Origin of the sequence: Chitinophaga caseinilytica (assembly GCF_038396765.1) — a bacterium.
GTDB lineage: Bacteria > Bacteroidota > Bacteroidia > Chitinophagales > Chitinophagaceae > Chitinophaga > Chitinophaga caseinilytica.
On record NZ_CP150096.1, the window covers coordinates 1,911,373 to 1,936,485 of the forward strand.

General features: G+C 55.0%; 24 protein-coding genes. 16 read left to right on the top strand and 8 right to left on the bottom strand.

The genetic code is table 11. From position 1 onward, the window contains the following. Positions 1 to 129: 129 nt before the first annotated feature. Positions 130 to 1,491 (bottom strand): DUF1080 domain-containing protein, encoded by a 1,362-nt coding sequence (locus WJU22_RS08200; protein ID WP_341842754.1) that lies wholly within the window; start codon positions 1,489 to 1,491, stop codon positions 130 to 132. 276 nt (positions 1,492 to 1,767) lie between these two features. Between WJU22_RS08200 and WJU22_RS08205 the strand changes: the two genes are divergently transcribed. From WJU22_RS08205 to WJU22_RS08230, 6 genes are all read left to right on the top strand, one after another. After that, complete coding sequence (locus WJU22_RS08205) at positions 1,768 to 2,349, top strand: DJ-1/PfpI family protein (RefSeq protein ID WP_341842755.1); 582 nt, start codon at positions 1,768 to 1,770, stop codon at positions 2,347 to 2,349. Between the two features lie 124 nt (positions 2,350 to 2,473). Next, positions 2,474 to 3,358, top strand: coding sequence for an ATP synthase F1 subunit gamma (gene atpG / locus WJU22_RS08210; RefSeq protein WP_341842756.1), 885 nt, complete (start codon positions 2,474 to 2,476; stop codon positions 3,356 to 3,358). A gap of 106 nt (positions 3,359 to 3,464) precedes the next feature. Beyond that, positions 3,465 to 4,736, top strand: a complete 1,272-nt coding sequence (scpB, locus tag WJU22_RS08215; RefSeq protein ID WP_341842757.1) for an SMC-Scp complex subunit ScpB — start codon at positions 3,465 to 3,467, stop codon at positions 4,734 to 4,736. Between the two features lie 82 nt (positions 4,737 to 4,818). Then, positions 4,819 to 5,262 carry an antitoxin Xre-like helix-turn-helix domain-containing protein gene (locus tag WJU22_RS08220; protein WP_126244923.1) on the top strand — a complete coding sequence of 148 codons (444 nt, stop codon included), beginning with the start codon at positions 4,819 to 4,821 and terminating at the stop codon, positions 5,260 to 5,262. A gap of 17 nt (positions 5,263 to 5,279) precedes the next feature. Next, the gene (locus WJU22_RS08225; protein ID WP_341842758.1) at positions 5,280 to 5,750 is read left to right on the top strand and encodes an RES family NAD+ phosphorylase; all 471 of its coding nucleotides are present in this window, start codon (positions 5,280 to 5,282) and stop codon (positions 5,748 to 5,750) included. A gap of 131 nt (positions 5,751 to 5,881) precedes the next feature. After that, positions 5,882 to 6,361 carry a LytTR family DNA-binding domain-containing protein gene (locus WJU22_RS08230; RefSeq protein ID WP_341842759.1) on the top strand — a complete coding sequence of 160 codons (480 nt, stop codon included), beginning with the start codon at positions 5,882 to 5,884 and terminating at the stop codon, positions 6,359 to 6,361. 150 nt (positions 6,362 to 6,511) lie between these two features. On the opposite strand, the gene WJU22_RS08235 is transcribed toward WJU22_RS08230, so the two are convergent. The 3 genes from WJU22_RS08235 to WJU22_RS08245 form a co-directional block, all read right to left on the bottom strand. Beyond that, entirely contained in the window at positions 6,512 to 7,120 is a 609-nt protein-coding gene (locus WJU22_RS08235; protein WP_341842760.1) for a DUF1080 domain-containing protein, read from the bottom strand. A gap of 161 nt (positions 7,121 to 7,281) precedes the next feature. Beyond that, the gene (gene rny / locus WJU22_RS08240) at positions 7,282 to 8,832 is read right to left on the bottom strand and encodes a ribonuclease Y (protein WP_341842761.1); all 1,551 of its coding nucleotides are present in this window, start codon (positions 8,830 to 8,832) and stop codon (positions 7,282 to 7,284) included. A gap of 176 nt (positions 8,833 to 9,008) precedes the next feature. Further along, a complete protein-coding gene (locus tag WJU22_RS08245; protein ID WP_126244928.1) occupies positions 9,009 to 9,305 on the bottom strand; it encodes a cell division protein ZapA in 297 nt (98 codons plus the stop codon). 532 nt (positions 9,306 to 9,837) lie between these two features. Between WJU22_RS08245 and WJU22_RS08250 the strand changes: the two genes are divergently transcribed. After that, positions 9,838 to 10,329 (top strand): antitoxin Xre/MbcA/ParS toxin-binding domain-containing protein, encoded by a 492-nt coding sequence (locus tag WJU22_RS08250; protein WP_341842762.1) that lies wholly within the window; start codon positions 9,838 to 9,840, stop codon positions 10,327 to 10,329. Positions 10,330 to 10,355: 26 nt separating this feature from the next. Continuing rightward, positions 10,356 to 10,811, top strand: coding sequence for an RES family NAD+ phosphorylase (locus WJU22_RS08255; RefSeq protein WP_341843761.1), 456 nt, complete (start codon positions 10,356 to 10,358; stop codon positions 10,809 to 10,811). Here the strand turns inward: WJU22_RS08255 and WJU22_RS08260 are convergent. Continuing rightward, a complete protein-coding gene (locus WJU22_RS08260; protein WP_341842763.1) occupies positions 10,806 to 11,111 on the bottom strand; it encodes a hypothetical protein in 306 nt (101 codons plus the stop codon). The genes WJU22_RS08255 and WJU22_RS08260 overlap by 6 nt on opposite strands. 3 nt (positions 11,112 to 11,114) lie before the next feature. Next, on the bottom strand, positions 11,115 to 13,547 hold the full coding sequence (gene pheT / locus WJU22_RS08265; RefSeq protein ID WP_341842764.1) for a phenylalanine--tRNA ligase subunit beta: 2,433 nt from the start codon (positions 13,545 to 13,547) through the stop codon (positions 11,115 to 11,117). Between the two features lie 485 nt (positions 13,548 to 14,032). Here pheT and dnaB point away from each other — a divergent pair, with 485 nt between their 5' ends. The 4 genes from dnaB (at position 14,033) to WJU22_RS08285 (ending at position 18,721) form a co-directional block, all read left to right on the top strand. Next, the gene (gene dnaB / locus WJU22_RS08270) at positions 14,033 to 15,607 is read left to right on the top strand and encodes a replicative DNA helicase (RefSeq protein WP_341842765.1); all 1,575 of its coding nucleotides are present in this window, start codon (positions 14,033 to 14,035) and stop codon (positions 15,605 to 15,607) included. Between the two features lie 71 nt (positions 15,608 to 15,678). Then, complete coding sequence (locus WJU22_RS08275) at positions 15,679 to 17,040, top strand: MATE family efflux transporter (RefSeq protein ID WP_341842766.1); 1,362 nt, start codon at positions 15,679 to 15,681, stop codon at positions 17,038 to 17,040. A 9-nt stretch (positions 17,041 to 17,049) separates the two neighbouring features. Next, positions 17,050 to 17,757: an RsmE family RNA methyltransferase gene (locus tag WJU22_RS08280; protein WP_341842767.1), complete on the top strand. Its 708-nt coding sequence runs from the start codon at positions 17,050 to 17,052 to the stop codon at positions 17,755 to 17,757. A gap of 91 nt (positions 17,758 to 17,848) precedes the next feature. Beyond that, complete coding sequence (locus tag WJU22_RS08285) at positions 17,849 to 18,721, top strand: class I SAM-dependent methyltransferase (protein WP_341842768.1); 873 nt, start codon at positions 17,849 to 17,851, stop codon at positions 18,719 to 18,721. A gap of 77 nt (positions 18,722 to 18,798) precedes the next feature. Here WJU22_RS08285 and WJU22_RS08290 read toward each other — a convergent pair whose 3' ends face one another. Further along, positions 18,799 to 19,596 (bottom strand): TerC family protein, encoded by a 798-nt coding sequence (locus WJU22_RS08290; protein WP_341842769.1) that lies wholly within the window; start codon positions 19,594 to 19,596, stop codon positions 18,799 to 18,801. Positions 19,597 to 19,599: 3 nt separating this feature from the next. Then, positions 19,600 to 20,568 (bottom strand): quinone-dependent dihydroorotate dehydrogenase, encoded by a 969-nt coding sequence (locus tag WJU22_RS08295; RefSeq protein ID WP_341842770.1) that lies wholly within the window; start codon positions 20,566 to 20,568, stop codon positions 19,600 to 19,602. 144 nt (positions 20,569 to 20,712) lie between these two features. On the opposite strand from WJU22_RS08295, the gene WJU22_RS08300 reads away from it, so the two are divergent. Genes WJU22_RS08300 through WJU22_RS08315 form a run of 4 tightly spaced genes read left to right on the top strand, consistent with a single transcriptional unit; the run spans position 20,713 to position 25,113 of the window. Continuing rightward, positions 20,713 to 21,270 (top strand): RNA polymerase sigma-70 factor, encoded by a 558-nt coding sequence (locus WJU22_RS08300; RefSeq protein ID WP_341842771.1) that lies wholly within the window; start codon positions 20,713 to 20,715, stop codon positions 21,268 to 21,270. A gap of 56 nt (positions 21,271 to 21,326) precedes the next feature. Beyond that, positions 21,327 to 22,244 (top strand): FecR family protein, encoded by a 918-nt coding sequence (locus tag WJU22_RS08305; protein ID WP_341842772.1) that lies wholly within the window; start codon positions 21,327 to 21,329, stop codon positions 22,242 to 22,244. 30 nt (positions 22,245 to 22,274) lie between these two features. Continuing rightward, positions 22,275 to 24,929 (top strand): TonB-dependent receptor, encoded by a 2,655-nt coding sequence (locus WJU22_RS08310; protein ID WP_341842773.1) that lies wholly within the window; start codon positions 22,275 to 22,277, stop codon positions 24,927 to 24,929. Between the two features lies 1 nt (position 24,930). Beyond that, positions 24,931 to 25,113 (top strand): hypothetical protein, encoded by a 183-nt coding sequence (locus WJU22_RS08315; protein WP_341842774.1) that lies wholly within the window; start codon positions 24,931 to 24,933, stop codon positions 25,111 to 25,113.

Below are 25,113 nucleotides of genomic sequence, written 5' to 3' on the forward strand. Positions count from 1 at the left end.
CATTCTGTTTTAAAACATACCAAATCAGCCGGTTTCCCAAACCGGCTTTTTTTATGGGGCAAAAAAAAGACATCCCGAAGAATCAGGGATGTCGGTTTGAAAAACAGTGAACAATGAAATAGTCGCTGACTACTTCAAACTCTTTATCTTGATACTTTTGAAGCTCACGTTATTGCCGTGGTCCTGGATCAGGATGCGGCCTTTTTCTGCGAGCCCGAAGTTCGGATATTTCTCATACTTGCTACGCGCCACGAGGGCTTTGTAGATATTGTCGCCACGGGTATAGCTCACGACTTTATGGCCGTTCATCCAGTGCTCTACGCGGTTGTCCGGATACACTACCACGCGGCCGTGGTTCCATTCCCCGACCTTGCGATGGGAGTTGGTCATTTTGTAGGCCGGAATGAGATCGTACAGCGAACCCACTTTGCGGTTGCCGGCTGCGCCCAGTTTGGCATCGGGATGCTGATCGTCGTCCAGCACCTGGTATTCCAGACCAATGGCGGAGCCTTTGTTGTTTTCGGATTCCGTCACAAAATACTTCACGCCGCTGTTGGCTCCCGGCGTTAGTTTAAAATCAAATTCGAGGTCGAACGCTGCGAATTCCTCTTCGGTCACGATATCTCCGCCGTTGGTGGATTCTCCGCCGTCAGACGGTTGCACGCTGAGGATGCCATCCTTGATTTCCCATCCTTTTGCCGGGAATTCAGGTTTGTAGGCACCGCGCCAGCCTTTGGTGCTGGCCCCGTCCCACAGCAGGCGAACGCCCTGCAGTTTCTCCTGTTCGGAGATGTTGTTGGGAATGTTGTTCACCACGTACACGTCATCATACTTCGAAAACTGCGATGCGGCAGGGTTCTCCATGATGCGGATATTGCGCCAGCGGATCTTCTTGCCTGCATCTTCGGCTTTTTTGCCGATTCCGTGGACCTGCAGGGCAATGAACCCGGAGGGAAGTTCACTGTCGATAACGTGGGCGGCCGATACTCCGTTGATAAAGGTACGGATTTCGGAGCCACGACATTCAATTCTGTATTTATTCCAGTCGCCCGCCTTGTAGGCGTTCTGGGCGGCGGGGTTCAGATCGAGGGGATACAGCCAGCCCCTGCGGCCTTCTTCGTACACGCCGCCGCTCCATTTGCGGGGAGAGGGGTCTACTTCCATCTGGTAACCGAATACCCGGCCGTTCTGGTAATCAGCCTTGCTCTGGGAGCGGAACTGGATGCCCGAATTGAAATCCTTTTCCAGCTTGTACTCCACTTCGAAAATAAAATCGCCGTAATCCTTTTCCGTAGCCAGGAAGGAATTAGGTTCGCTGAGCACCGTGGTACCCACGATCTCGCCGTTCTTCACTTCATAAATAGCTTTGCCGTTGAGCTGTTTCCAGCCTTTCAAGTCTTTGCCGTTGAACAGGTTCTGCCATTTGGCCGTCTGCGCATAGGAAACAGACATGAGCAAAACCCCGCAGCCCAGAAGGAGGTGCTTTTTCATCGATTGTGTTTTGTATCAGTAAAAGCGGCCGTTGACAATCCGGGCTGTTTGCGACCCCGCTTTTCTTGTTGTAAGTTGACCATTGTTTGCGCCTGCTGCCCGTGACATTGCGCCCAGGCACGGTTTACCGCCGCCCGGCGAAGCCAAGATAGCCATTTTGCTGCATAATTGCAATCGTTTGCAAATTGTTTATTCTATCCGATGGCAAGGGACAGGGCATGGATTCCGGGGGCCAATATAATACCTTATCTTTATAACCAGCTAAAAAAATGAGACATGGCAAGTAAGAAGATCGTGTTCCTTACGGGGGACTATGCAGAAGATTACGAGACGATGGTGCCGTTCCAGATGCTCCAGATGGTGGGGCACGACGTGCACGCGGTGTGCCCTGACAAATCGGCCGGGGAGAAGGTGATCACGGCGATCCATGATTTTGAGGGGCAGCAGACGTACAGCGAAAAGCCGGGGCATTATTTCGTGCTGAACGCTTCCTTCGCTGACATTAACCCCGCCGAATACGACGCCCTCGTACTGGCAGGAGGCCGCGCGCCGGAATACCTGCGGCTGAATAAAAAGGTGATCGACATGGTACAGCATTTCGCGAAGGCCGGCAAGCCGATCGCGGCCGTTTGCCATGGTATCCAGATACTTACGGCGGCAGACGTGGTGCGCGGGAAGAAATTGACGGCCTACCCGGCCGTGGAGCCCGAAGTAACCATGGCCGGCGGCACCTATGAATCGGTGAACGTCTACGAAGCGGTGACGGACGGTAACCTCGTAACCGCCCCCGCCTGGCCCGCTCACCCCCAATGGATGGCGGCTTTCCTGAAAGTCCTCGGCACCCGGATCGAGCCCTGACGGGAAACCTGACCAGAATCAGGAGAAATATCGGCGGGGGGATTTCCGAATGATCCCGCCTTTACTTACCTTTGCGCCCAAAATAAGGGGGCGGATGCCCTTTTTTATAAATATTTTATAATATATGTCTGGACAGCTTAAAGAAGTTCGCAACCGTATTAAATCCATCCAGTCTACCCAGCAGATCACCAAAGCCATGAAAATGGTGAGTGCTGCCAAGCTGCGCCGCGCGCAGGACGCCATCCTCCAGATGCGCCCCTACGCCGAGAAACTGCAGGAAATGCTGCAAAACATCGTCAGCAATACCGAGGGAGACATCGATATGGCACTCGCTGCCAACCGCCAGGTGGAAAAAGTCCTGATCGTGGTAATCTCCTCCGACCGCGGGCTTTGCGGAGCGTATAACTCCAACCTCATCAAGCTGGCCAAGCAAACCATCCGCGAAAAGTACGCCGCACAGTTCGCCAAAGGCCACGTGGAAGTGCTCCCCATCGGCAAAAAAGCCTGGGAACATTTCACCAAGAATGGCTACAAAGTGAACGAAAGCTTCTGGAACCTCTTCAGCCACCTCAGCTTCGACGCCGTGAAAGCCGCTGCTGCCGTTGCCCTCGATGGTTTCGTGAAAGGCGAATACGATGCGGTAGACATCATCTACAGCGAATTCAAGAACGCCGCTACCCAACGCTATAAACTGGAACAATTCCTCCCCATCGCCAAGGTGGAAAACGAAGGGAACAAAGGCCGCAAGGCAGATTTCATCTACGAACCCGAAAAAGACGTGCTCGTAGCCGAACTGATGCCCAAAATCCTCAACACCCAGTTCTTCAAAGCCGTCCTCGACGCCCACGCTTCCGAGCATGGCGCGCGGATGACCGCGATGGACAAGGCTACGGATAACGCCGGCGAACTGCTCCGCAACCTGAAGATCGAATACAACCGTGCACGTCAGGCCGCCATCACCACCGAGCTCACTGAGATCGTGTCTGGTGCCGCAGCACTGATGGGATGATGTTTTCAACAATTCATCCACAGCAACTTTTTTATATTTTATAAAGAATGTCAAAGGTCTTATTTTCGGCCTTTGACATTTTTATTTGACCTAAACCGTATTTCCCATGGAGATCTCACAGCTCATTCCGCATGTCGAAGCCCTGATCTTTGCCGCCGACCGGCCCCTGCCAGCCGCTGACATCCTGGAGCTGCTCAACAACGCACTGGCCTTCCTCGAAGACCGCGCCACGCCCGAGCAGGTAGAAGCTGCCATTGAGGCCATCCAGGAAAAATACAGCTCCGAGTTTTACTCGTTCAGCGTTCGCCAAAGCGGTGGCGGCTACCAGTTCCTCACCAAAAGGGACTACTATCAAACCGTTGCGCAACTCAACGGCGAGAAATTCCTCAAACGGCTTTCCACCGCCGCCCTGGAAACCCTCGCCATCATCGCCTATAAACAACCCATCTCCAAAGGGGAAATCGAACATATCCGCGGCGTCAGCACCGACTATTCCATCACCAAACTGCTGGAAAAGGAACTGATCATCATCTCCGGCCGTTCCGAAGATTTGCCCGGAAAACCGCTCCTGTACTCCACTTCCAAAGCGTTTATGGACTATTTCGGGCTCAATTCGCCCGCAGATCTGCCCAAGCTCAAGGAAGTGTTCGAAGAAGATTTCGTGCCGCCCACGCAGCTCACGCTCGAAGCGGTCGATAACCTGGAAGTGGACGAAGAAACCTTGCCAGACGGGCATTTCGTAGTCACCGAAACCGGTGAGCTCACGGAAACCACCACCGTTGTCATCGAAGACGAACCCTCCGAAGAAAACACCCCCGAAGCATCTACGGGCGTTGGCGACGGCGGTAACGGCGACGATCAAGACGATCCCCACGCTTCCGGCAACAGCGCCGGCGGCGACCCTGAAATGGCCGACAGCGGGGAAGATGACGAAGACGAGCTCGACGAAGACGGCGAAATCGAAGCTATGCTCGGCGACAAAGAAGACGAAGAGGAGCAGGACGAAGACGGAGATGATGATAATGACGATGAAGCCGGGGACGACGATCTCGACGAAGACGGCAAAATAGAAGCCATGCTCGGCGATCGTAAAGACAGTGAGGAGTCTGACGACGATGAGGATGATGAGGATGACGATGACGACGAAGAAGAAGATGATGATGAGGAGGAGGAGGAAGAAGAAGATGAGGAGGAAGAGGAAAATGAAGGCGACGACGACGAAGCCGCCGGCACTGTTCCCTTCGAAGACGATCCCTACGACGGCGACGATGCCGAAAAGGCCGACGACGAAGAACAGGCGTTCGAAGATGCCGACGATAGCCTGAACGATGAAGAAGACGAAGAGGAGGATGAAGAGGGGAAAGATGATCGTAATTGATAATCAGTTACTTGTGAGTTGAAATATTTCTACTCTCAAACGGAAAAAATTCCTATCTTTGTAAGGAACAAATGATTGACGTATGCCTGCCACAGCCATCGCACTACAAAAGGAAAAGTACTCCGTCTTGCACCGGTTCATGGGCCTGGAACTGGGGAACCTCTACAGGCTGGTAACATCCGCACACAAAGGCGTGAAAACCAAAGTGTTCTACGACTTTGCGGAAACCATCAAAATGCCGGAAAAAGAACTGGCAGGCATCATCAACCTGTCTGCCCGCACCATCAGCAATTACAAGGAACAGCAAAAAGTGCTGGAACCCATTTATAGCGAGCACCTGCTCAAACTCATCGCCCTTTATGAAAAAGGCGAAACCATCTTCGGCACCGTCGACGAATTCAGTTACTGGTTGAAAAAACCGTTCTGGGGCGCCCGCGAAACACCGATCGACTGGCTGGTAACGCCCGGCGGCGTAGACATTATCTCAGAAGAGCTCGACAAACTCGCCGAAGGTTACCCCGTTTAACTATCCTACCCTTTTACATGCTGGTATTCCGCATCACCCATAAACAATACAGCCAGGAACTCTATGCCTCCGGCATCAAGGGCCGCTGGAACGGCGCCGGCCGCAAGGTTATTTATTGTGCCGAATCCATTTCCCTCGCTTTCCTGGAAAACATGATCCGCCGCCAGGGCGTGGGCTTCAACCAGGATTTCAAGATCATGATCATCGAAGTGCCCGATGGCCTGGAAATCTCCACCATCCAACCCGGACAACTGCACGCCAAATGGCGCGATTTCAAAGACTACAGCCACTGCCAGCCCCTGGGCAACAAATGGTTCGATGAAGGGAAAACGCCCGTCCTCAAGGTGCCCTCCGCCGTATTGCCCGAATCTTCCAACTACGTGCTCCACACCCTCCATCCGGAATTCCGCCGCATCCGGCTGATCGAGACCACCGAGCTCGTGCCCGACGAGCGCATCGAAGACATCCTGAAGAAATATCCGCACTAACGCCCGTCTGCAATTTCATCGCCGCTACGGTCATTTCATCGCCGATTCATGCACTTCATCGATTTGTTCGTGCTGCTCAGGATGCACTTGCTACATTTGGGGACAATCCATGCTTTTTAAATGTTCCCATCATGAAAATTCTCATCAACGAAACAGAAACCATCGCAGCGCAGAAGCTGAAAGACATGATCTCCACCATTGACCCCGATGTGGAGATATTGCAGTTCAACAGCCAGATCGACATGCTGCTGTCTGGCCTGCGCACCCCGCAAACCGTTCAGCGATACCTCGTTCGCAGCGGCACCCGCCTCATTTCCGTAGCCATCCAGGACATCGCGTTCTTTTATATCCGCGACCGTATGGCCTGCATCCGCACCCATCAGAATACGGACCACTTTATCGACAAAAGTCTGGACGACATTGCCAATGAGCTCGATCCGCACGACTTTTTCCGCCTCAACCGCCAGTGTATCGTGCATTACCGCAGTATCCTGAAAGTGCAGGCCTGGTTCAACGGCAAGCTGAAAGTGCAGGTGAAGCCCGCGCTGGAGGAAGACGTAATCGTGTCTCGCCTGCGCGCCCCGGATTTCCGCAAATGGCTGGGCGAATAATAGCCACCACCGATGGATGTAACGTTTGATGACGGCAATAACCCCGGCCGGCGAAGCAATTTTCATAGCCAGACATCCACTGCATAACGCCCCATAAAAAAAGCGGTCCAGGCATTTGCCGGGACCGCTTTTCTATCTTTCGGAAGAAGATCAGCTCTTCAGTTCTTTCACCTTGATGTTTTTCCAGCGCACCTTGATGCCGCCGCCGGAGTGGATCTGCAGGGCGATCTGGCCGGATTTGGCGCCGATCTTGTCGTCGTTCAGCGTGATCATTTCCGTACCGTTCAGCCAGGTGGTTACCTGGTTCCCTTTCACCACGATCTTCATCGTGTTCCATTCGCCCATTTTCAGTGCTTTGTCTTTTTCAGCAGCGGGCTGGATGAGCCAGCCGCGGCCGTAAGATTCGTAGATGCCGCCGCTGTGCTGGCCGGGAGGCGCTACTTCAGCCTGCCATCCAGCGATTTTGGTGCCTTCGAGGGAGGAGTGGAAGAAAACGCCGCTGTTGCCGTTGGCTTCCTGTTTAAATTCCACGGTCAGTTCGAAGTCTTTGAAAGTCTTATCGGTAGCGAGATATCCGTATTCTTTATCCGGGCCGCTTTCGCAGATCAGTTCCCCTTTTTCTACATACCATTTTTCCGTGCCATGGATCTTCCAGCCGTCGAGGTTCTTCCCGTTGAAGAGTTTCTGGGCTTTCTGCCCGAAAGCCGTTCCGGCGGAAAGGAGGGCGATGGCAGCCAGCGTCATCAATTTTGTTTTCATGCTCCTGTAGTTTTTTTGTGGATGGGTAAGATAATTAAAAAAGTTTAAGAAGTGCCCCGGGAAATGGCGGGTGGGGAAATGCCGATTTGGGTGGAAGGGGAACGGAAATGAAAAGGCCGCCCGGGAAGGCGGCCTTTTGCGAATATGGGAAGAATGCGGTATTAGCGGGCTACGTTTACGGCGCGGCGCTCGCGGATCACGGTCACTTTGATCTGGCCGGGATACTGCATGTCGTTCTGGATCTTGTTGGCGATCTCGAAGCTGAGGCGGTCTGCATCGTTGTCGGTCACTTTTTCGCTTTCCACGATTACGCGCAGTTCGCGGCCGGCCTGGATGGCGTAGGCTTTTTCAACGCCGTCGTAGCTCATGGCCAGGTTTTCGAGGTCTTTGATACGCTGGAGGTAGCTCTGCATGATCTCGCGGCGGGCACCGGGGCGGGCACCGGAGATGGCGTCGCAGGCCTGTACGATGGGGGAGATCACGTAGCTCATTTCCATCTCGTCGTGGTGAGCGCCGATAGCGTTCACGATGGCGGGATGTTCGCCGTATTTCTCGGCGAGTTTGGCGCCGAGGAGGGCGTGGCTCAGTTCGGATTCTTCATCGGGAACTTTACCGATATCGTGCAGGAGACCGGCGCGTTTGGCGAGTTTGGGATTGAGGCCCAGTTCGGCGGCCATTACGGCGCAAAGGTTGGCGGTCTCTTTGGAGTGCATGAGGAGGTTCTGGCCGTAGGAAGAGCGGAAACGCATCTTGCCGACCATACGAACGAGTTCTTTGTGGAGGCCGTGGATACCGAGCTCGATCACGGTGCGCTCACCGATTTCCATTACCTGTTCTTCCAGCTGGCGTTTGGTTTTTTCTACCACTTCCTCGATACGGGCGGGGTGGATACGGCCGTCTTGCACGAGGCGCTGGAGGGAAAGCCGGGCGATTTCGCGGCGGAGCGGGTCGAAGGACGAGAGCACGATGGCTTCCGGGGTGTCGTCCACGATCAGGTCTACACCGGTAGCGGCTTCGATGGCGCGGATGTTACGGCCTTCGCGGCCGATGATCTGGCCTTTGATCTCATCGCTTTCGAGGTTGAAAACGGTGATGGCGTTTTCGATGGTTTGCTCGGCGGCGGTGCGCTGGATAGATTGTATGATGATCTTCTTGGCTTCCTTGTTGGCTTTCGTCTTGGCGTCTTCGATGATTTCCTGGATGTGGCTGAGGGCCTGGGTACGGGCTTCTTCCTTCAGGGATTCGACGAGCTGGTTGCGGGCTTCTTCCGCGGTGAGGCCGGCTACTTTTTCGAGACGGCGAATGTGCTCTTCCTGGTGTTTTTCCAGTTCGGAGCGCTTGATGTTCACGAGTTCGATCTGGCGGGCGAGATTTTCCTTGATCGCTTCATTTTCCGTTACCTGCTTCGTTAAGTTCTCGTTCTTCTGGTTCAGGCTCTGCTCTTTCTGCTTGATGCGGTTTTCGGATTCTGCGATCTTCTGGTTGCGCTGCATGACTTCTTTCTCATGCTCCGACTTCATCTGAATGTATTTCTCCTTGGCTTCGAGTAATTTATCTTTCTTGATATTCTCTGCATTCAGTTTTCCTTCTTCGATGATTCGGCTGGCTTTTTCCTCTGCTTCCTGGATCTTTATCTGGGTGTTTTTCGCGAAAATCAGTTTTCCTAGTATTATTCCAATAGCCAGGGCGACAACGCCGGCTACTATCACCATTATGTCCATATTTTGTTTTGTTTAATAAAAGTATTGTTTAGGTATATCAAAATACGACTTAGGCCCGTTTTTTCCAAACGGCCCAGCCGACCCGCGAAAATAAGTAAAAATTGTCAGGAACGCATCATGGGGCGTGATAATGAGTTATTTGCGAACGGGCGGGGTGGCGGTTCCCGTCATTTCAGCTGTTCATCCAGCAGATTGTCAAGATGTTGCAGTTTCTCCCTTAAAAACGGGGCGATATTGGCCTGGGCCTTCCCGCCGATGGTGGCCGGGTGGGTGGCGTACATGATGAGCGCCATGGCGATGTAGTCCTGGATGTCTTTGCCGGCGTAGGCAGCCTTGAACTCGACGATCTTCTCGTTCACTTCCTTCATCACCCTTCTTACGTCCTCTTCTTCGTCTTTCCGGATTTTTATCCTGTAGGTGCGGTCTGCTACGACTATATTAACGGGTATCAGTTGCGGTTCCATGTTGATGGTCTTTATACAAATGTAACAAATGAACGGATTAACCATTCAAAAATGAAGATATGCTATTTGTGTGGTGAAACCATTCGTGGTAGCGGGTTTTGGAGGGATCGCATGTTGGCAGGCGTTGTTGGGTGCGATAAAAATGTGTGAATATCATGTAAACGCGAGTCATTTTATAATCTGCTGAAACCATTGATGGTAAAGGGTTTTACATCGTTCGAAGATAGGTTTTCAATACAGTAAAAGCAGCTTTCCCATCGCCCGTTCGAAAATGAAGTTATGCTATTGTTTTCGTGAAACCGTTCATGGTGGCCGCTTTCAGCTATCCACATGTTAATAAAAAAAGCGGAAAATTACGCAGTGAAAAAAGTTTCCCTCGGGCTTTATCAGTATAATGTTTGATGAAACTGCACAGCAGGTCGGTCATGAAACGAATATTATCATATTGATATTCATTGTTTCATGAAAATTGTACTTATTCTATGTAGTTTACGAATATCAACATTTTTTGGGAAATTAAACCTATCTTCGAATGGATAATTTGCATGGGAAAGGGCGCCGGGGCAGGCCGCGGAAGTCGGAAGTCCCGGTACAGCATGCACAGGAAGAACATATGGTGCTGCAAAGCTACGCTGATGTGGTGGAGCTGAGGTCGTTCCCTTTTGGCCGGAAGATCGAGATGGTCAGGTCGGGTGTTTCGAAAGACCAGCTCACGCGGTTGAAAGAGATTTTCGGGTTGGATTACGACACGTTAAGCGTCTTGCTTGCGGTCACCAATCGCTCCCTTCATCTCAAGAAGGGGAAAGAGCGGATGAACCGTGGCATCAGTGACCGGTTGATCTTCATCGCCGATGTGTTCAGTGTTGGGTACAACGTATTTGGCAGCAGGGAAGGGTTTCACGCGTGGTTACGCGACCCCTCGCGGGAGTTCGGGGATAAAGCCCCGCTGGAAGTGATGGATACCCTCGCCGGTATCGAAGAGGTGAAGAATGCGCTGTACCGGATAGATGCGTTTATCCTTTAAACAGAAGATAAGATATGACCTTATTTATGTTGAACCGGCGCGCCGGTTCAGTCGATCTGCTGCGCCGTGTAAATTACGCCGGCTATTGGAATCATGCCGGAGTGCCCTGCAGGTATGCCGTTGGGCAATCTTCACAATGCGTGTTGGAAAAGGAGATGGTGAAACGTTTTGGCATGATCCCCAAAGACGCGAAGATCGTAGTGCTGGATGTGCCCGACGGCAGCATCGAATATTTTCCGGAAGAGGAATTGCCCGACGGCTGGGACGATGTGAGGGTACGGCTCGTGGCGCGGGAATTTGGTACCGCCCGGCTCCGGAAAACGAAAAAACTCCTGCTCGCTTTTCCTTCCATCTCGCTGCACCGGGAATGGATTTATGTCATCAATATCACCCATCCCCTGGCCAAACAAATCCGCGTGCTCGACTATTACCCCGCCATCAGGCAGCCCGGGCAAACCCGGCAAGCCAGGATTTTCTCATGAATTCAGCAGGGCGATGCACCGGTCGATCTCACGGATGTAATCGTTGATCTTCCCGCGGACTTCCCTCCGGAAGGCGTCTTCGTCTTCCGAAAGCCCGTTCCCCTGCGTAGCGGTAGCGATTTTGGAAAGCTTGAGCTTTTCGTCGAGGGAGGTGATGGTGGACTGCTGCTGCAGCAGCTCTTCCTGCTGTGCCTTCAACTGGTCCCGGAGCGTGACGTTATCCGCCTGCGCCTGTTGCAGTTTACGGAACAGCTGCTGCAGCTTGTCCTCAATGCTTTGTATGTACTGTTCGATCTCCATGGTTTATTTGCGGATCTCCGCCTGTAACTGGGTTTCGAAGGCTTTTACGAGTTTGTTCACGAGTGCGTCGGTATCCTGGTCGGTCAGGGTTTTCTGCTTGTCCTGGAAAGTGAAACTCACGGCGTACGACTTTTTGCCGGCGCCCAGCTTGTCACTCTCAAAAACGTCGAACAGGTTGATTTGTTGCAAAAGATTCGTTTTCACGGACCTTGCGGCGGTTTCCACGGCGGCGAAGGGCACGTTTTTGTCGAGCACCAGCGCCAGGTCGCGGCGAACGGCCGGGAATTTCGGGATCTCTTCGTAGAACGCGTCTTTGGTGGGCAGCAGGGTCAGGATCACGTCCCAGTTAAAATCTGCGTACCAAACGGGCTGCTTGATGTCGAAGGCTTTCAGCTGCGCGGGTGCCACGCTTCCGGCCACGGCAATGGTTTTGCCGCCGGAAGTGATCTCGAACGAAGGCTGTAGGCCATGAACGGTGTTGGCCGCCATCTGCGGAGCAGTGATGCCCAGCATCTGGAGGATGTTGCCGATGAAAGCCTTCAGGTCGTAGAAATCTACCGGTTTTTCTTTATGCATCCAGTTCTCAGGCTGTTTGCGGCCGGTGAGGTACAGGCAGAGATGGGCTTTCTCGGGATATTGCCCCACGGCTTCCTGCCGGTAGGTTTTACCGAATTCGAAGAACAGCAGGTCTTCGTTCCGGCGGTTCAGGTTATGGGCGATGCGCTCCAGGCCGGTTTCCAGCATGGACGGGCGCAGCACGTCGAGGTCGGCGCTGAGGCTGTTGAGCATTTTCACCAGCGAATCCGCGTCGAGGTGTTTGTAGTATTGACTGTTGGTGATGGAGTTGGTGAAAATCTCCGAAAACCCGTTCCCGGCGAGGTAATCCGCGATCCTTTCCTTCACGCGCTCCTTGTCGGGCTGCGCCTGAACGGAGGGGGCCATGGATACGAGCGCGGGGATGGGGATATTATCCAGCCCGTCTATCCGCATCACTTCCTCCACGATATCGGCCGGGATGGTGATATCGGGTTTGTGGAGGGGAGCCGCCACGCGGAGGCGCCCTTCGTTTTCCTCATGGATCGTGAACCCGAGGCTGCAAAGGATGTTTTTGATCTGCGCTTCGGGATATTGATGGCCGCTGAGGGTGCGGATGTAATCATAAGTAACGTCGATCTGCCAGGCCTGCTTCGGCGAAGGGTACACGTCGGTCACTTCGGATGCCGCCGCGCCGTGCGCCAGTTCGCTGATGAGCGCTACGGCTCTTTCCAGCGCGAAAGGCGCGAGGGAAATATCGAGCCCTTTTTCGAAACGGATGGCCGCGTCGGTCCGCAGACCGTGGCGCATCGACGTTTTCCGGATGCTGGTGGCGTCGAAATACGCGCTTTCGAGGAAGATCTGGGTGGTTTCGTCTTTCACGCCGGAGTTCAGGCCGCCGAACACACCGGCGATGCACATGCCGTTGTCTTCGCCGTCGCAGATCATGAGGTCGCCTGCGTCCAGCTTGCGTTCTTTACCGTCGAGCGAAAGGAAGGGCGTGCCGGCCGGGAGGTTTTCCACGATCACTTTGCCGCCTTTGATCTGGGAAGCGTCGAACGCGTGGAGGGGCTGGCCGGTTTCGTGGAGCACGTAGTTGGTGATATCCACGATATTATTGATGGGCCGAACGCCGATGGCGAGCAGGCGATGCTGCATCCAGGCGGGCGAGGGGCCTACTTTTACGCCGGTGATCGACTGGCCGCAGTATCGCGGGCAGGCTTCGGTATTTTTTACTTCCACGGCAATGGGAAGCGGTTTTTCTGCTTTGGCGGCGGCGTTGATGCCGGGTTTGCGGAGCTGGTAAACCTGCGTGTTCTCGCGGTTGTTGAGGAACGCACACACGTCGCGGGCCACGCCCATATGGCTCATGGCGTCCATATGGTTGGGGGTGAGGCCGATTTCGTATACCCAGTCCTGGTAAGGATGGAATATTTCGCTGGCCGGGGTCCCGGGCGTGAGGGCGGCGTCGAGGACGAGGATGCCGTCGTGGCTGGCGCCGAGGCCTATTTCATCTTCCGCGCAGATCATGCCGAAGCTGTCTTCTCCGCGGATTTTGGCTTTTTTCATGGTGAGGGGCTCGCCGGAGGCGGGGTAGATGGTGGTACCAACGGGGGCAACAACCACTTTCTGGCCGGCGGCTACGTTGGGAGCGCCGCACACGATGGCGAGGGGCGCGCCGTTGCCGATGTTCACGGTGGTGAGACGGAGCTTGTCGGCGTTGGGGTGCTTTTCTACGGTCAGCACTTCGCCGATTACCAGTCCTTCGAGACTCCCTTTCACGCTTTCAAAACGTTCCAGGCTTTCCACTTCCAGGCCTACGCCGGTCAAAATCACGGAAAGTTCCTCCGGTGCGGGCTTTACCGGCAAATAATCACATAACCAGTTGTACGAAATTGTCATTGGATGCTCCTTGTATTATGCTGTCCGGCTTCCGCCGGATCGATTTAATTTATTGTCAATCAATATTTTGCGACGAATTTGCCTCCGTGAATGGGTGCAGGTCGCGCCGCGTAAAGTTAACAAATCTCCCGTACGGGAAGGCGGAATTTTGCGCAAGAAAATGTGGAAAAATCTTTATTCACACTTATTGTGAATTGTCGGACATTTGCGGTGTGTTGTTTGCTGATTTTGTGGATAAGATAGTGCAAAACGGTGGATAACTGGCCAGGAAGTGTGCGGATAGCGGTGGAATTATGTCGAACAAATATAATTCCGTTGTGCGGGAGGGAAATGGATAAAGTCCGTTACCTTAGTTTTCCTGGCTAATAAAAATTTTACAATTTGTTAAAGATGGGTGAATGGAAAGCATGCGGAATTGTAGAAAACCTATGTCCGGCCTCGTTCAGTAACCATTTTTTTAACTTTCTTAACGTATTGCACATATAATGGATCTCACGAAGAAAGACCGAAATACACGCCGCAAGCCCGGCGTGGACCTGTCGACGATGGTGTATGGAAAAGTGCCCCCACAGGCCAAGGAGCTGGAAGAAGCTGTACTGGGTGCACTGATGCTGGAAAAAGGAGCCTTCGATACCGTAATTGAGATCCTTAAAGCTGAATGTTTTTACGTTGATGCCCACCAAAAGCTCTTTTCCGCCATGCAACGCCTGGCCGGTAAATCGATGCCGGTAGACATTCTTACCGTGGTGGAAGAGCTCAAATCCAGCGGCGACCTCGAAGCCGTTGGCGGCCCGTTCTTCGTTTCCCGCCTCACCAACATGGTGGTTTCCACCGCCAACATCGAAGCGCACGCCCGTATCGTACTGCAGAAATTCATCCAGCGCGAGCTGATCCGCATCTCCGGCGAAATCATCTCCGAAGCATATGAAGACACGGCCGACGTGTTCGACCTCCTCGATGCCGCAGAATCCAAACTCTTCGAAGTCACCAATAACCACCTTCGCAAGAACTACGACTCCATCGACCGTATCCTCGTGAATACGATCAAGCGTATCGAAGACCTCCGCAACAAAGGCGACGAAATCACCGGGGTCCCCTCCGGCTTCCCTTCTCTCGATAAAATCACCTACGGCTGGCAACCTTCCGACCTTATCATCCTGGCTGCCCGTCCTGCCGTGGGTAAAACCGCGTTCGCCCTCAACCTCGCGCGAAACGCCGCCCTCCACCCGAAATTCGCGAAAGGCGCGGCGGTATTCAGTCTGGAGATGTCGAGCGGACAGATCGTTCAGCGTATCCTTTCCGCCGAATCCGAGATCCGGCTGGAGAAGATCACGCGGGGCAAGCTCGAAGAGCATGAAATGCGCAAACTGATGACCCACGGTATCGAGCGCCTCGCGAAAGCGCCGATCTTCATCGACGATACCCCCGGTCTCAACATCTTTGAGCTCCGCGCCAAATGCCGCCGCCTCGTGCATAACCACGGCGTAGGCATTATCATCATCGACTACCTGCAGCTGATGTCTGGCCCGAACGACGGCCGCAATACCAACCGTGAGCAGGAGATTTCCAAAATCTCCCGCGATCTGAAAGGCCTCGCAAAAGAGCTGCACGTGCCGGTACTGGCGCTTTCCCAGCTCTCCCGCGACGTGGAGAAACGTAAAGACGGCAACAAGATGCCGCAGCTGTCCGACCTTCGTGAATCGGGTGCGATCGAGCAGGATGCGGACATGGTTATGTTCATTTACCGTCCTGAATACTATGAGATCACGACCAACGAAATGGGCGAATCCAACAAAGGCGAAACCCACGTTCGTATCGCGAAACACCGTAACGGCCAGCTCGATACCGTGAAGCTCCGCGCGATCCTGGAGTTCCAGCGTTTCGAAGACGATGGTTTCGTAGACGGCCCGCCCGCGCCCATCGGCGGCCCCAGCGGCCCTGCAGGGTTCCCCGGCAAAGGCCCCGGCGGGTTCGATGAAGCGAAAGTGTTCATCCAGAAAGGATCGAAGATGAACGATATGGATTTTGACGACGACGCATTCGGCGATGCTCCGTTCTAAACGAAAGCATCGCACATAATCGAAAGCCGGTTCGTTCTGAAAAGATGGACCGGCTTTTTTAATGGATCAACATGAAACGGATTTACGAAAAGTACAAACATCATTATAAGGATAATTTCCAGCTCGCATACCCCGTCGTGATTTCCCAGCTCGGCCATACGCTGGTAGGGCTGAGCGACAGTATCATCATGGGCCATACCGGCGAAATTTCGCTGGCGGCCGTGTCTCTCGGCGTGGGGTTTTTCAGCATTTTCATGGTGGCCGGGATCGGGATTTCCTACGGCCTCACGCCGCTCATCGCGCAGGCGAACGGGCGGGGCGAGAAGGAGATCTGCGGGCGGTTGCTCGCGCATAGCCTCATCATCAACGCCATTACCGGGCTGGTGATGTTCGCCGGGATATTGATCACCGCCGAAAACCTGGAACGGATGGGGCAACCGGCGGCTGTGGCGCCGGAAGCGCGCATCTTCCTCCGGTACCTCGCATTTTCCTACCTCCCGCTCATGGTGTTCCTTACGTTCAAGCAATTCGCGGAGGGACTGGGCTTTACCCGCCAGGCCATGAACATCAGTATCATCGGCAATATCCTCAATATCGTGATCGGCGTTACGCTGGTGTACGGATTGCTCGGCGTGCCGCGCATGGGGATTTCCGGTGTGGGGATCGCCACGTTTACCGACCGTTTGCTCATGGGCATCACCATGGCGTGGTACGTGCTGAAATCGCCGCGGTTCCGGGAATATCTCGGTGATTTCCATTTCCGGGACATATCGAAATCGTTGCTGAAGAAGATCGCCGGATTGGGAACGCCCGTGGCGCTGCAATATATTTTTGAGGTGAGCGCGTTCAGCGGAGCGGTGGTGATGGCCGGGTGGCTGGGCTCCACGCAGCAGGCGGCGCACCAGATCGCCATCAACCTCGCGTCCATGACGTATATGATGGCGAGCGGGATTTCCGCCGCGGCGGGCATCCGGAGCGGCAATAACTTCGGTGCCGGGAACTTCTCCGACCTGCGGCGTTCTTCCATCGCCAGCTATCATATGGTGGCGGTGATGATGGGGATCGCGGCGCTGGTGTTCGTACTGGGCAGCCGGTGGTTGCCGCTGATGTACATCAACGATCCGGAAGTGGTGCATATGGCGTCGGGACTGTTGCTCATCGCGGCGTTCTTCCAGCTGTTCGACGGTACGCAGGTTGTAGGGCTCGGCGTGCTGCGGGGCCTGGGCGATGTGAGGGTGCCTACGGTCATCACGATGATCGCTTACTGGGTGATCGGCCTCCCGGTCGGGTATATCCTCGGGTTTCCGCTGAAGCTCGGCGTGCAGGGGATCTGGTGGGGATTGCTGCTGGGATTGGTGGTGGCATCGGTGCTGCTGTTCTTCCGGTTCCAGGACTTTACCCGCCGGCTGGAAAGGAATGCAGGAAATAGCTAATTTTGGGGGATGGAATTGCCCGTTTTTTACGCCGGAGATATGGCGCCCGGCGCTGCCGCCTATACGATGGACGAGCCTACGTCCAAATACTGCGTGACCGTGCTGCGCAAAACCAAAGGCGATAAAATCCTGCTGGCCGACGGGCGCGGCGGGAAATTCACGGCCGAAATCACAGACGATCACCGTAAGAAATGCGTGTCCGCCATTATCGGATCGGAGCAGGTTCCTGCGCCAGCGCCGCGCCTGCGCATAGGGATCGCGTTCACCAAAAACGCGTCGCGGATGGAGTGGTTCCTGGAGAAAGCGGCGGAAATCGGCATGTCGGAAATCATCCCCCTCGTTACCCGGCGCACCGAAAAAGAAAACCTCAAAATGGAACGGCTGGAAAGCATCCTCGTTTCGGCGATGCTGCAATCCCGGCAATGGCATCTTCCCAAACTGCATACCCCGCAGCCTTTCGAATCGCTGATGGCGATAGCAGGCCAACGCTTCATCGCACACTGTCTTCCCGGAGAGAAAAAATCCATTTTACAGATCGCCCGGCCGGGAGAAGATGCGTTGCTGCTCATCGGGCCGGAAGGTGATTTTACGCCGGAGGAAGTGGAATTGTCGCTGCAAAACGGCTATCAGCCAGTAACGTTAGGGAACACCCGCCTGCGCACGGAAACCGCCGGACTGGTGGGCTGCACGCTGCTGGCGGCGGTGAATAACGCATAATTACTGGTGCCTATTTTCTGGGCAATAACCCTCATTCTCCGAACATCGGGCCGGGTATAGTTTTGTGGCATCATCATCAAAGCCAGACCCCATGTTCACGATTACACCTGCCGGCACCATGAACCGTTTGTTCGTGGACGGCCCCGATGCGTCCGATTATCCCCGGATCAACGATTACTTCAACCGCGCCTACCAACGCGATCCCGAAAATTTTTCCCGGGAATTCGAAAGCCTCCGCCGGGAGCATGAAGCTTTCCATTCCTTGCAGTCCATCGCCGGTTATTGCTGCGCAAAGCCATTTGGATATGCGGGCGATTTCCGCCTCATCGACCGGCTGTACACGCATTATATCGGCAGCGGTGTGCACATCGCCCGGTGGGACGCCTTCGCGCAGGCGCAACCCGCTGCAGTGGCGGTCCGCAACCGGAAAACGTATTTCATCGACCTCATGAAAGCAAACCTGCCGGCAAACGTGCTCAACGTAGCCAGCGGCCCCGCACGCGACGTGCTCGAGTTTTTCGGTTATTGCCCCGATGCGGCGGTGGTGATAGATTGCCTGGAATACGACGCGCATGCCATCAATTATGCGGGATCCCTGCTGAAAGGCAATTGCCGCGTGCGTTTCACGCAGCAGAACATTCTTACCTGGAAAGCGGAAGGAACGTATGAAATGGTATGGTCTTCGGGCCTGTTCGATTACTTCACCGACGGGGTGTTCGTGCGAGTGCTGCGGAAGCTCCTCGGCTGTGTGGCGCCGGGCGGTCAGCTCGTGATCGGCAATTTTTCCGACGAAAATCCTAACCGCGCGTTTATGGAAGTGGGGATGCAATGGTTCCTCCATCACCGGAGCCCCGAACAGCTGATCGATCTGGCGAAGCAGGCGGGAGCAGAAGCCTGGAACCCGGAAGTGAAAAGCGAGCCCGCGGGCGTCAACCTCTTCCTTCATCTTACAAAACCTGCTTAATATACCTGATATCAGCCAACATCAAAAAGGCTGGCCTGCGTAATGCGGGCCAGCCTTTCCTCCTTTAAGGCAAAAAATTATTTCTTCGGTTCGATGTCGGTCTCTTTCGGCCCGCGCAGCTCCACAGGGTGCGAAGCCTGTTTCTTGCGGACGCGCATGTTCAGCAGTTCCACGAGCAGTGCCACTACCATGGAGAAGTACACATAGTTCTTCAGGTGAAGATCGTGCACGGCGTCGGGGTTCCAGCCTTCCATGATGAGGATGCCGCCGATCATGATGAGGAAAGACAGCGCCAGCATTTTGAAAGTAGGGTGCTTGTGGATGAATGCGCTGATTTTCGGCGCGAACGTAAACATGACGAACATCGCGATGATCACCGCAACGATCATGATCTCCACATGCTTGGCGATACCCACGGCGGTAATGATACTGTCGAACGAAAACACGATGTCGATCACGATGATCTGCCCTACCACGTTCATCAGGGAAGTAGCGGCTTTCTGCGCGCCGCTTTTTGGCGAGGCTTCTTCTTCGCCTTCCAGTTTGTGGTGGATTTCCAAAGTGGTTTTGACGGTGAGGAAGATACCGCCGGCGAGCATGATGAGGTCGCGGAGGCTGATGTCGTTCCCGAAAATGGAGAACAGGGGCTGTGTGGCGCGGATGATGTAGCCGATGCACAATAGCAGCGCGATGCGCACGGCGATGCCGGTGAACATCCAGATGCGGCGGGCCTTGAGGCGTTTTTCCTCAGGCAGCCTGTTCATGACGATGGATACGAAAATAACGTTGTCGATGCCCAGCACCACTTCCATGAGGGTAAGGGTCAGCAAACTGATGAGGGAATCAACGGTCAGGAGTTCTTGAAATGCGATCATTGGTTATGGTTGAATAGATAATCCCTGGCAGATTTTCTTCACGATGGTGGGGCCTTCGTAAATGAAGCCGGTGTAAACCTGTACGAGGCTGGCGCCGGCGTCGAGTTTTTCCTGTGCGTCGGCAGCAGTGAAGATGCCGCCTACGGCGATGATGGGGATCGTGCCGCCAGATTTCCGGTGGATGTAGCGGATCACTTCCGTGGCGCGCTCGCGCACGGGGCGCCCGCTGAGGCCGCCGGCCCCGATCTTCTCCAGTTCTGCGGCCGGCGTTTGCAGTCCTTCGCGGCTGATAGTGGTATTGGTGGCCACGAGCCCTGCCAGTTCCGTTTCCCGGGCGATCTCGATGATATCGTCGAGCTGTTCGTTGGTGAGGTCTGGCGCAATTTTCAGGAGGATGGGCCTGGGTTGCTGTTTCTGGTTATTGAGCATTTGCAGGTGGTGGAGCAGTTGCTTGAGCGGTTCTTTTTCCTGCAGGGCGCGGAGGCCGGGGGTATTGGGGGAGCTGACGTTCACCACGAAATAATCTACCACGTCGAAAAGTGCGTGGAAGCATTTTTCGTAATCGCTCACGGCTTCTTCGTTGGGCGTCAGTTTGTTTTTGCCGATGTTGCCGCCGACGATGATGTTCGACCTGCGTTTCTGCAGTCTTTTCGCGGCTGCGCGAACGCCTTCGTTATTGAATCCCATGCGGTTGACGAGGGCTTCGTCTTCCGGGAGGCGGAACAGGCGGGGCTGGTCGTTCCCGGGCTGCGGAAGGGGCGTTACGGTACCGATTTCCACGAACCCGAACCCGAGGTGAGACAGTTCGTCGATAAACCGGGCGTCTTTATCGAACCCGGCGGCGAGGCCTACCGGGTTGGCGAAAGTGAGGCCCCAGAGTTTGCGTTCCAGGCCCGTGTTTTTCGGGCGGCAGCAGGCGTCCAGCAGATTTTTGCCGAAGGGCAGTGCATTCACGACTTTCAGCCCGCGCATCACACCGTAGTGTATGCGCTCCGGGGGAAGCCGAACAGTATTTTTTTGATAAAACCGTACATGTCGCGCAAAGATATAAAATTGCCCAGACCCCCACACTATTTGGTTTATGTGCCCCTGCCGCCTAATTTTGCCGCATCGATCATGTTGGACCTCGCCGCATTTGAAAAGCTCTTCCGCGAGCATCACAGCCACTGTCTTGCCTTTGCCGTGCATTACACGGGAGACCCCTGGGAGGCGGAGGAAGTGGTGCAGCTCGTCTTCTCCCAATTATGGGAAAAGCGGGAAAATATCCGTATTTCCGGTTCGGAGCGCTCGTACCTGTTCACCGCCATCCGGAATATGGCCATCAGCCAGTGGCGGAAGCAGCAGGTGCGGACCGAAAAGGAATTCGCCTTCGGAAAGATGCAGGACGATTCCGTTCAGCTGTCGGTACAGGCGCGCGAATTGGAGGGGAGGCTGGAGATGGCCCTCGGGAAACTGCCCGAGCGATGCCGGGAAGTGTTCGTCCTGAGCCGGAAAGAGCAGCTCAAATACGCCGAGATCGCCACTGTGATGAATATTTCCGTTAAAACTGTCGAGAACCAGATGGGGAAGGCCCTGCGGATCCTCCATGAGGAACTGCGGGATTACCTGCACCTGTTTTTTGATACGGGATGGGGGATGGGCGCTCCGGCGCGCGTCTTCTTTCCGTCTAGTTAATATTTACAACTGTTCATGAGCCATCTGCAACCAGACGAGGCATTATATTCTTTGCTGTGCAAATACCTGCTGGGCGAGGCGGAAGCCCCCGAGCGCGCGTGGGTAGAGGCATGGCGGAAAGACCAGCCGGCCAACGAAGCCGCGCTCGGTGCGGTCCGCCAGTTGCTGGAAGCCCCCGCCCCGGAGACCCCTCCTTCGGCATCAGTACAGACAGCAGCTGGGAACGCCTCCGCGCCAACATCACCGCCCAGCCGGCCGCGCCCGCTCCCGAAACGGAAGTGGTGCCCATGCGCCGGAAAAACAGGGTATGGATGGCCGCCGCCGCCATAGCCCTGCTCGTGGTAGCGGGGATTTGGGGCGTGAAACGCGCAGGGAACGGTGAACAGTCGTTTTCCGGTGGGCAAACCGCCGATCTGCACGACGGTAGCCGCATCCAGCTCGCAGGAAACGGGAAATTGACCGTGGATGAGGATTTTGGAGAACAGGAACGGCGCGTTCGCGTAAAAGGCAAAGCCAGCTTCGATATCGCCCATTCCGCCGGAAAGCCATTTATTGTGGAGGCCGGCGAAACGGAAATCCAGGTGCTGGGCACGAAGTTCACCGTGGAGTGGGACACTTCCCTGTTCATCCGCGTCGAAAGCGGGAAAATTCAGGTGACCGACCCCGACCTCGGCAAGCCCGTGGTGATGACCGAAGGGATGACCCTCCGGCGCAACGCCGCCAACGGGGAATTCGAAGTGAAAGGCGCACAGGGCCTCAGCTTCGAAGACGTGCCCTTCGCGCAGGTAGTGGAAGCAGTAGAAAAAGAATATCATGTCAAAATCACCGTCGCCGACCCCGCGATGCTGGAAAAACGGATCACCACCCGCTTTTCCGGAGAATCGGTGGAAGAAGTGATGGACGCCCTGGCGTTTATGGTTTCCGCATCCGTGGAAACACCCGCGCCGGGCACATACAGGCTGCAGCCGCTGTAACAATTATTCGTCATAGTCAATTGCTTGCAAATGAAGAAAGTCCTGCCGGGATTATTGCTGCTGGCAATACTCCCCCTGCAGGTGTTCGCATGGAACTGGCGCACCCGGATCTCGGTCTCCCTTGAAGATCAGCCCCTTTACGTGTATTGTGACCATCTGGAAAAAACTTACGGCATTCCGTTTTCCTATAGCCGCGACGTTGTCAATCTCAACCGCCGCATGACCCTCCGCGTCCGCGACATGCCCCTGCGCGAAGTGCTCGATCAGCTCTTCGCCGATAACGGCATCCAGTACCGCCGCATCGGCGGCCTCCTCGTACTGGCCGCCAAACAACCCTTCCAGCGCACCATCAGCGGGTATGTGGAAGACGCCGCCACCGGCGAAAAGCTCATCGGCGCCACCGTCTATGCCCCGCATCTCAAAGCCGGCACCGTCACCAATAATTACGGGTTCTACAGCTTCACCACGCTCCGCGATACCTTGTCGCTTTTCGTGTCTTACACCGGCTACAATGCCATGCAGGTGCCCGTCCGCGAGCGCGACAGCAAACAGCTCAATTTCAAACTGAGCCCGTCCAACACCCTCGGGGAAGTGGAAGTATCGGAAACATTGCCGCGGCTACAGGACCAGACGCAGATGAGCAAGGTGAACGTCAATATGTCGCAAACGAAAACGATGCCGCGGATTTTGGGAGAAGCGGACGTTTTACGGTCGATACAGGCCATGCCCGGGGTGAGCGGCGGGATGGAAGGAACGAGCGGCATACACGTCAGGGGTGGGAGCCCCGACCAGAACCTCATCCTCCTGGATGGTACGCCGGTCTATAATTCGACGCACCTGTTCGGGGTGTTTTCCGTCTTCAACCCGGATGTCATAAAAAATGTGGACCTGTATAAAGGCGCGTTCCCGGCGCGGTACGGCGGACGGCTGTCTTCCGTCGTGGATATTTCCATGAAAGACGGCGATATGTACAACCATCACGGCGAGCTGTCGATCGGGCTGCTCGCGTCGCGCATGGCGGCAGAAGGGCCGATCGTCAAAGGGAAAACCTCCTACATCCTCACCGCGCGGCGGACGTATGCCGATCTGCTCCTGCAGGATGCCGCCAACAAGGAACTGAAATTGGGCGAACAGGGGGAATTCTGGGCGTATTTCTACGATGCGAACCTCAAGATCAACCACATCTTTTCCCCGAAAGACCGCCTTTACCTCAGCGCATATGGCGGGGAAGACAATCTCACGATGCACCGCAACGAAGTGTTCGATTCGGTGCAGGGCGCGCCGAAAAGATACCATGAAGAGATGAAATTCCGGCTGGGATGGGGCAACCAGGCTTATGCGCTCCGCTGGAACCATATCTTCAATCCGCAGCTGTTTTCCAACGTCACGGTCAATTATTCCCAGTTCCGTTTCAACACCGATTACACTTACAAATACATGGCGCTCGATACGCCGCGGCTGCGCGAAAACGATAACGCTTTTGGCAGGTATTATTCGAAAGTGGACAATCTCGGCGCGAAAATCGATTTCGATTACCGGCCGAACCCTAGCCATATCATGCGTTTCGGCGCACAAGGGACCTGGCACGTGTTCAGGCCGGGCATCACGGCGTTCAACAATGTTTCCGACGACCAGCAGCTGGCCGATACCACTTACAACGACCAGACGCACGGCGGCGTGGAGTTGTCTTTGTATTTCGAGAACGACTGGAAGATCCGCGACTCCATGCACCTCAACCTCGGCGTACATGCGTCGGCTTTCCTGGTGGAGGGAAGGGCGTACACGTCCATTCAGCCGCGCCTCGGCTTCCGGTACATGCTGCCGCGGAGATGGGCGCTGAAAATGTCGTACACGGTGATGACGCAATACATCCACCTGCTCACCAACAACGCCGCCACGTTCCTGCCTACCGATCTTTGGGTGGCCGCTACCGACAAGGTGCCGCCCATGCACGCGCAGCAACTGGCGCTGGGCCTGGCGAAAACGACGAACGATAACCGATATGAAATGTCGGTGGAAGGATATTACAAGCGGATGGAAAACGTAATCCAGTACCAGGAGCAGAACGCGGATTTCAATTCGGCAACCAAAAGCTGGGAAGACCTGGTGGTGGTGGGCCGCGGATGGAGCTACGGCACCGAAGTGCTTTTGCAGAAAAAGCAGGACCGGTTCAAGGGATGGATCGGTTACACGCTCGCCTGGAGCCGCCGCGCTTTCCCGAACATCAACCAGGGCAGGGTTTTTCCCTACAAATACGACCGGCGGCACGAGCTGGAAGTGGTGCTGACGCAACAGTTGGGCAAACGATGGGAAGTTTCCGCGCAATGGCAATACGCCAGCGGCCTCCCGCTCACGCTACCCGTGGCGAGCTATGAAAACGTGACGGAGCCATCGCCCCACATGCCCCCGCCGGAATTCGAACCAGGCACGCAGCCGGTGGATGTGTACCGCGATCAATATACCGTTCGCATGCACGATGTGCACCGCCTCGACCTTGGCGCCACTTATACCAAACAGCGCAAGAAAGCGCGGTACATGCTCAGTTTCGGGCTGTACAATACTTACAATCGCAAGAACCCGTTTTTCTACTATTATAAACACAATCCCGATTCGCAAAAGCGCGAGCTTACGATGCTGAGCATCCTGCCCGTGCTGCCCAGCGTTTCGTGGGCAGTCAGGTTTTGATATGAAAAAAGCAGCTTATCTCCTCGCCATCACTGCGCTCGCAGCCTGTGAACAAAGTGCGGATATCCCGGTGCCGTATGAAGGCGACAGGATCGTCGTGAACAGCCTCGTGCAGGAAGACAGCGTTATCTACCTCCGCCTAACCCGCTCGCAGCCCCCGGCGCCACGGCTTTCCCGGAAATAA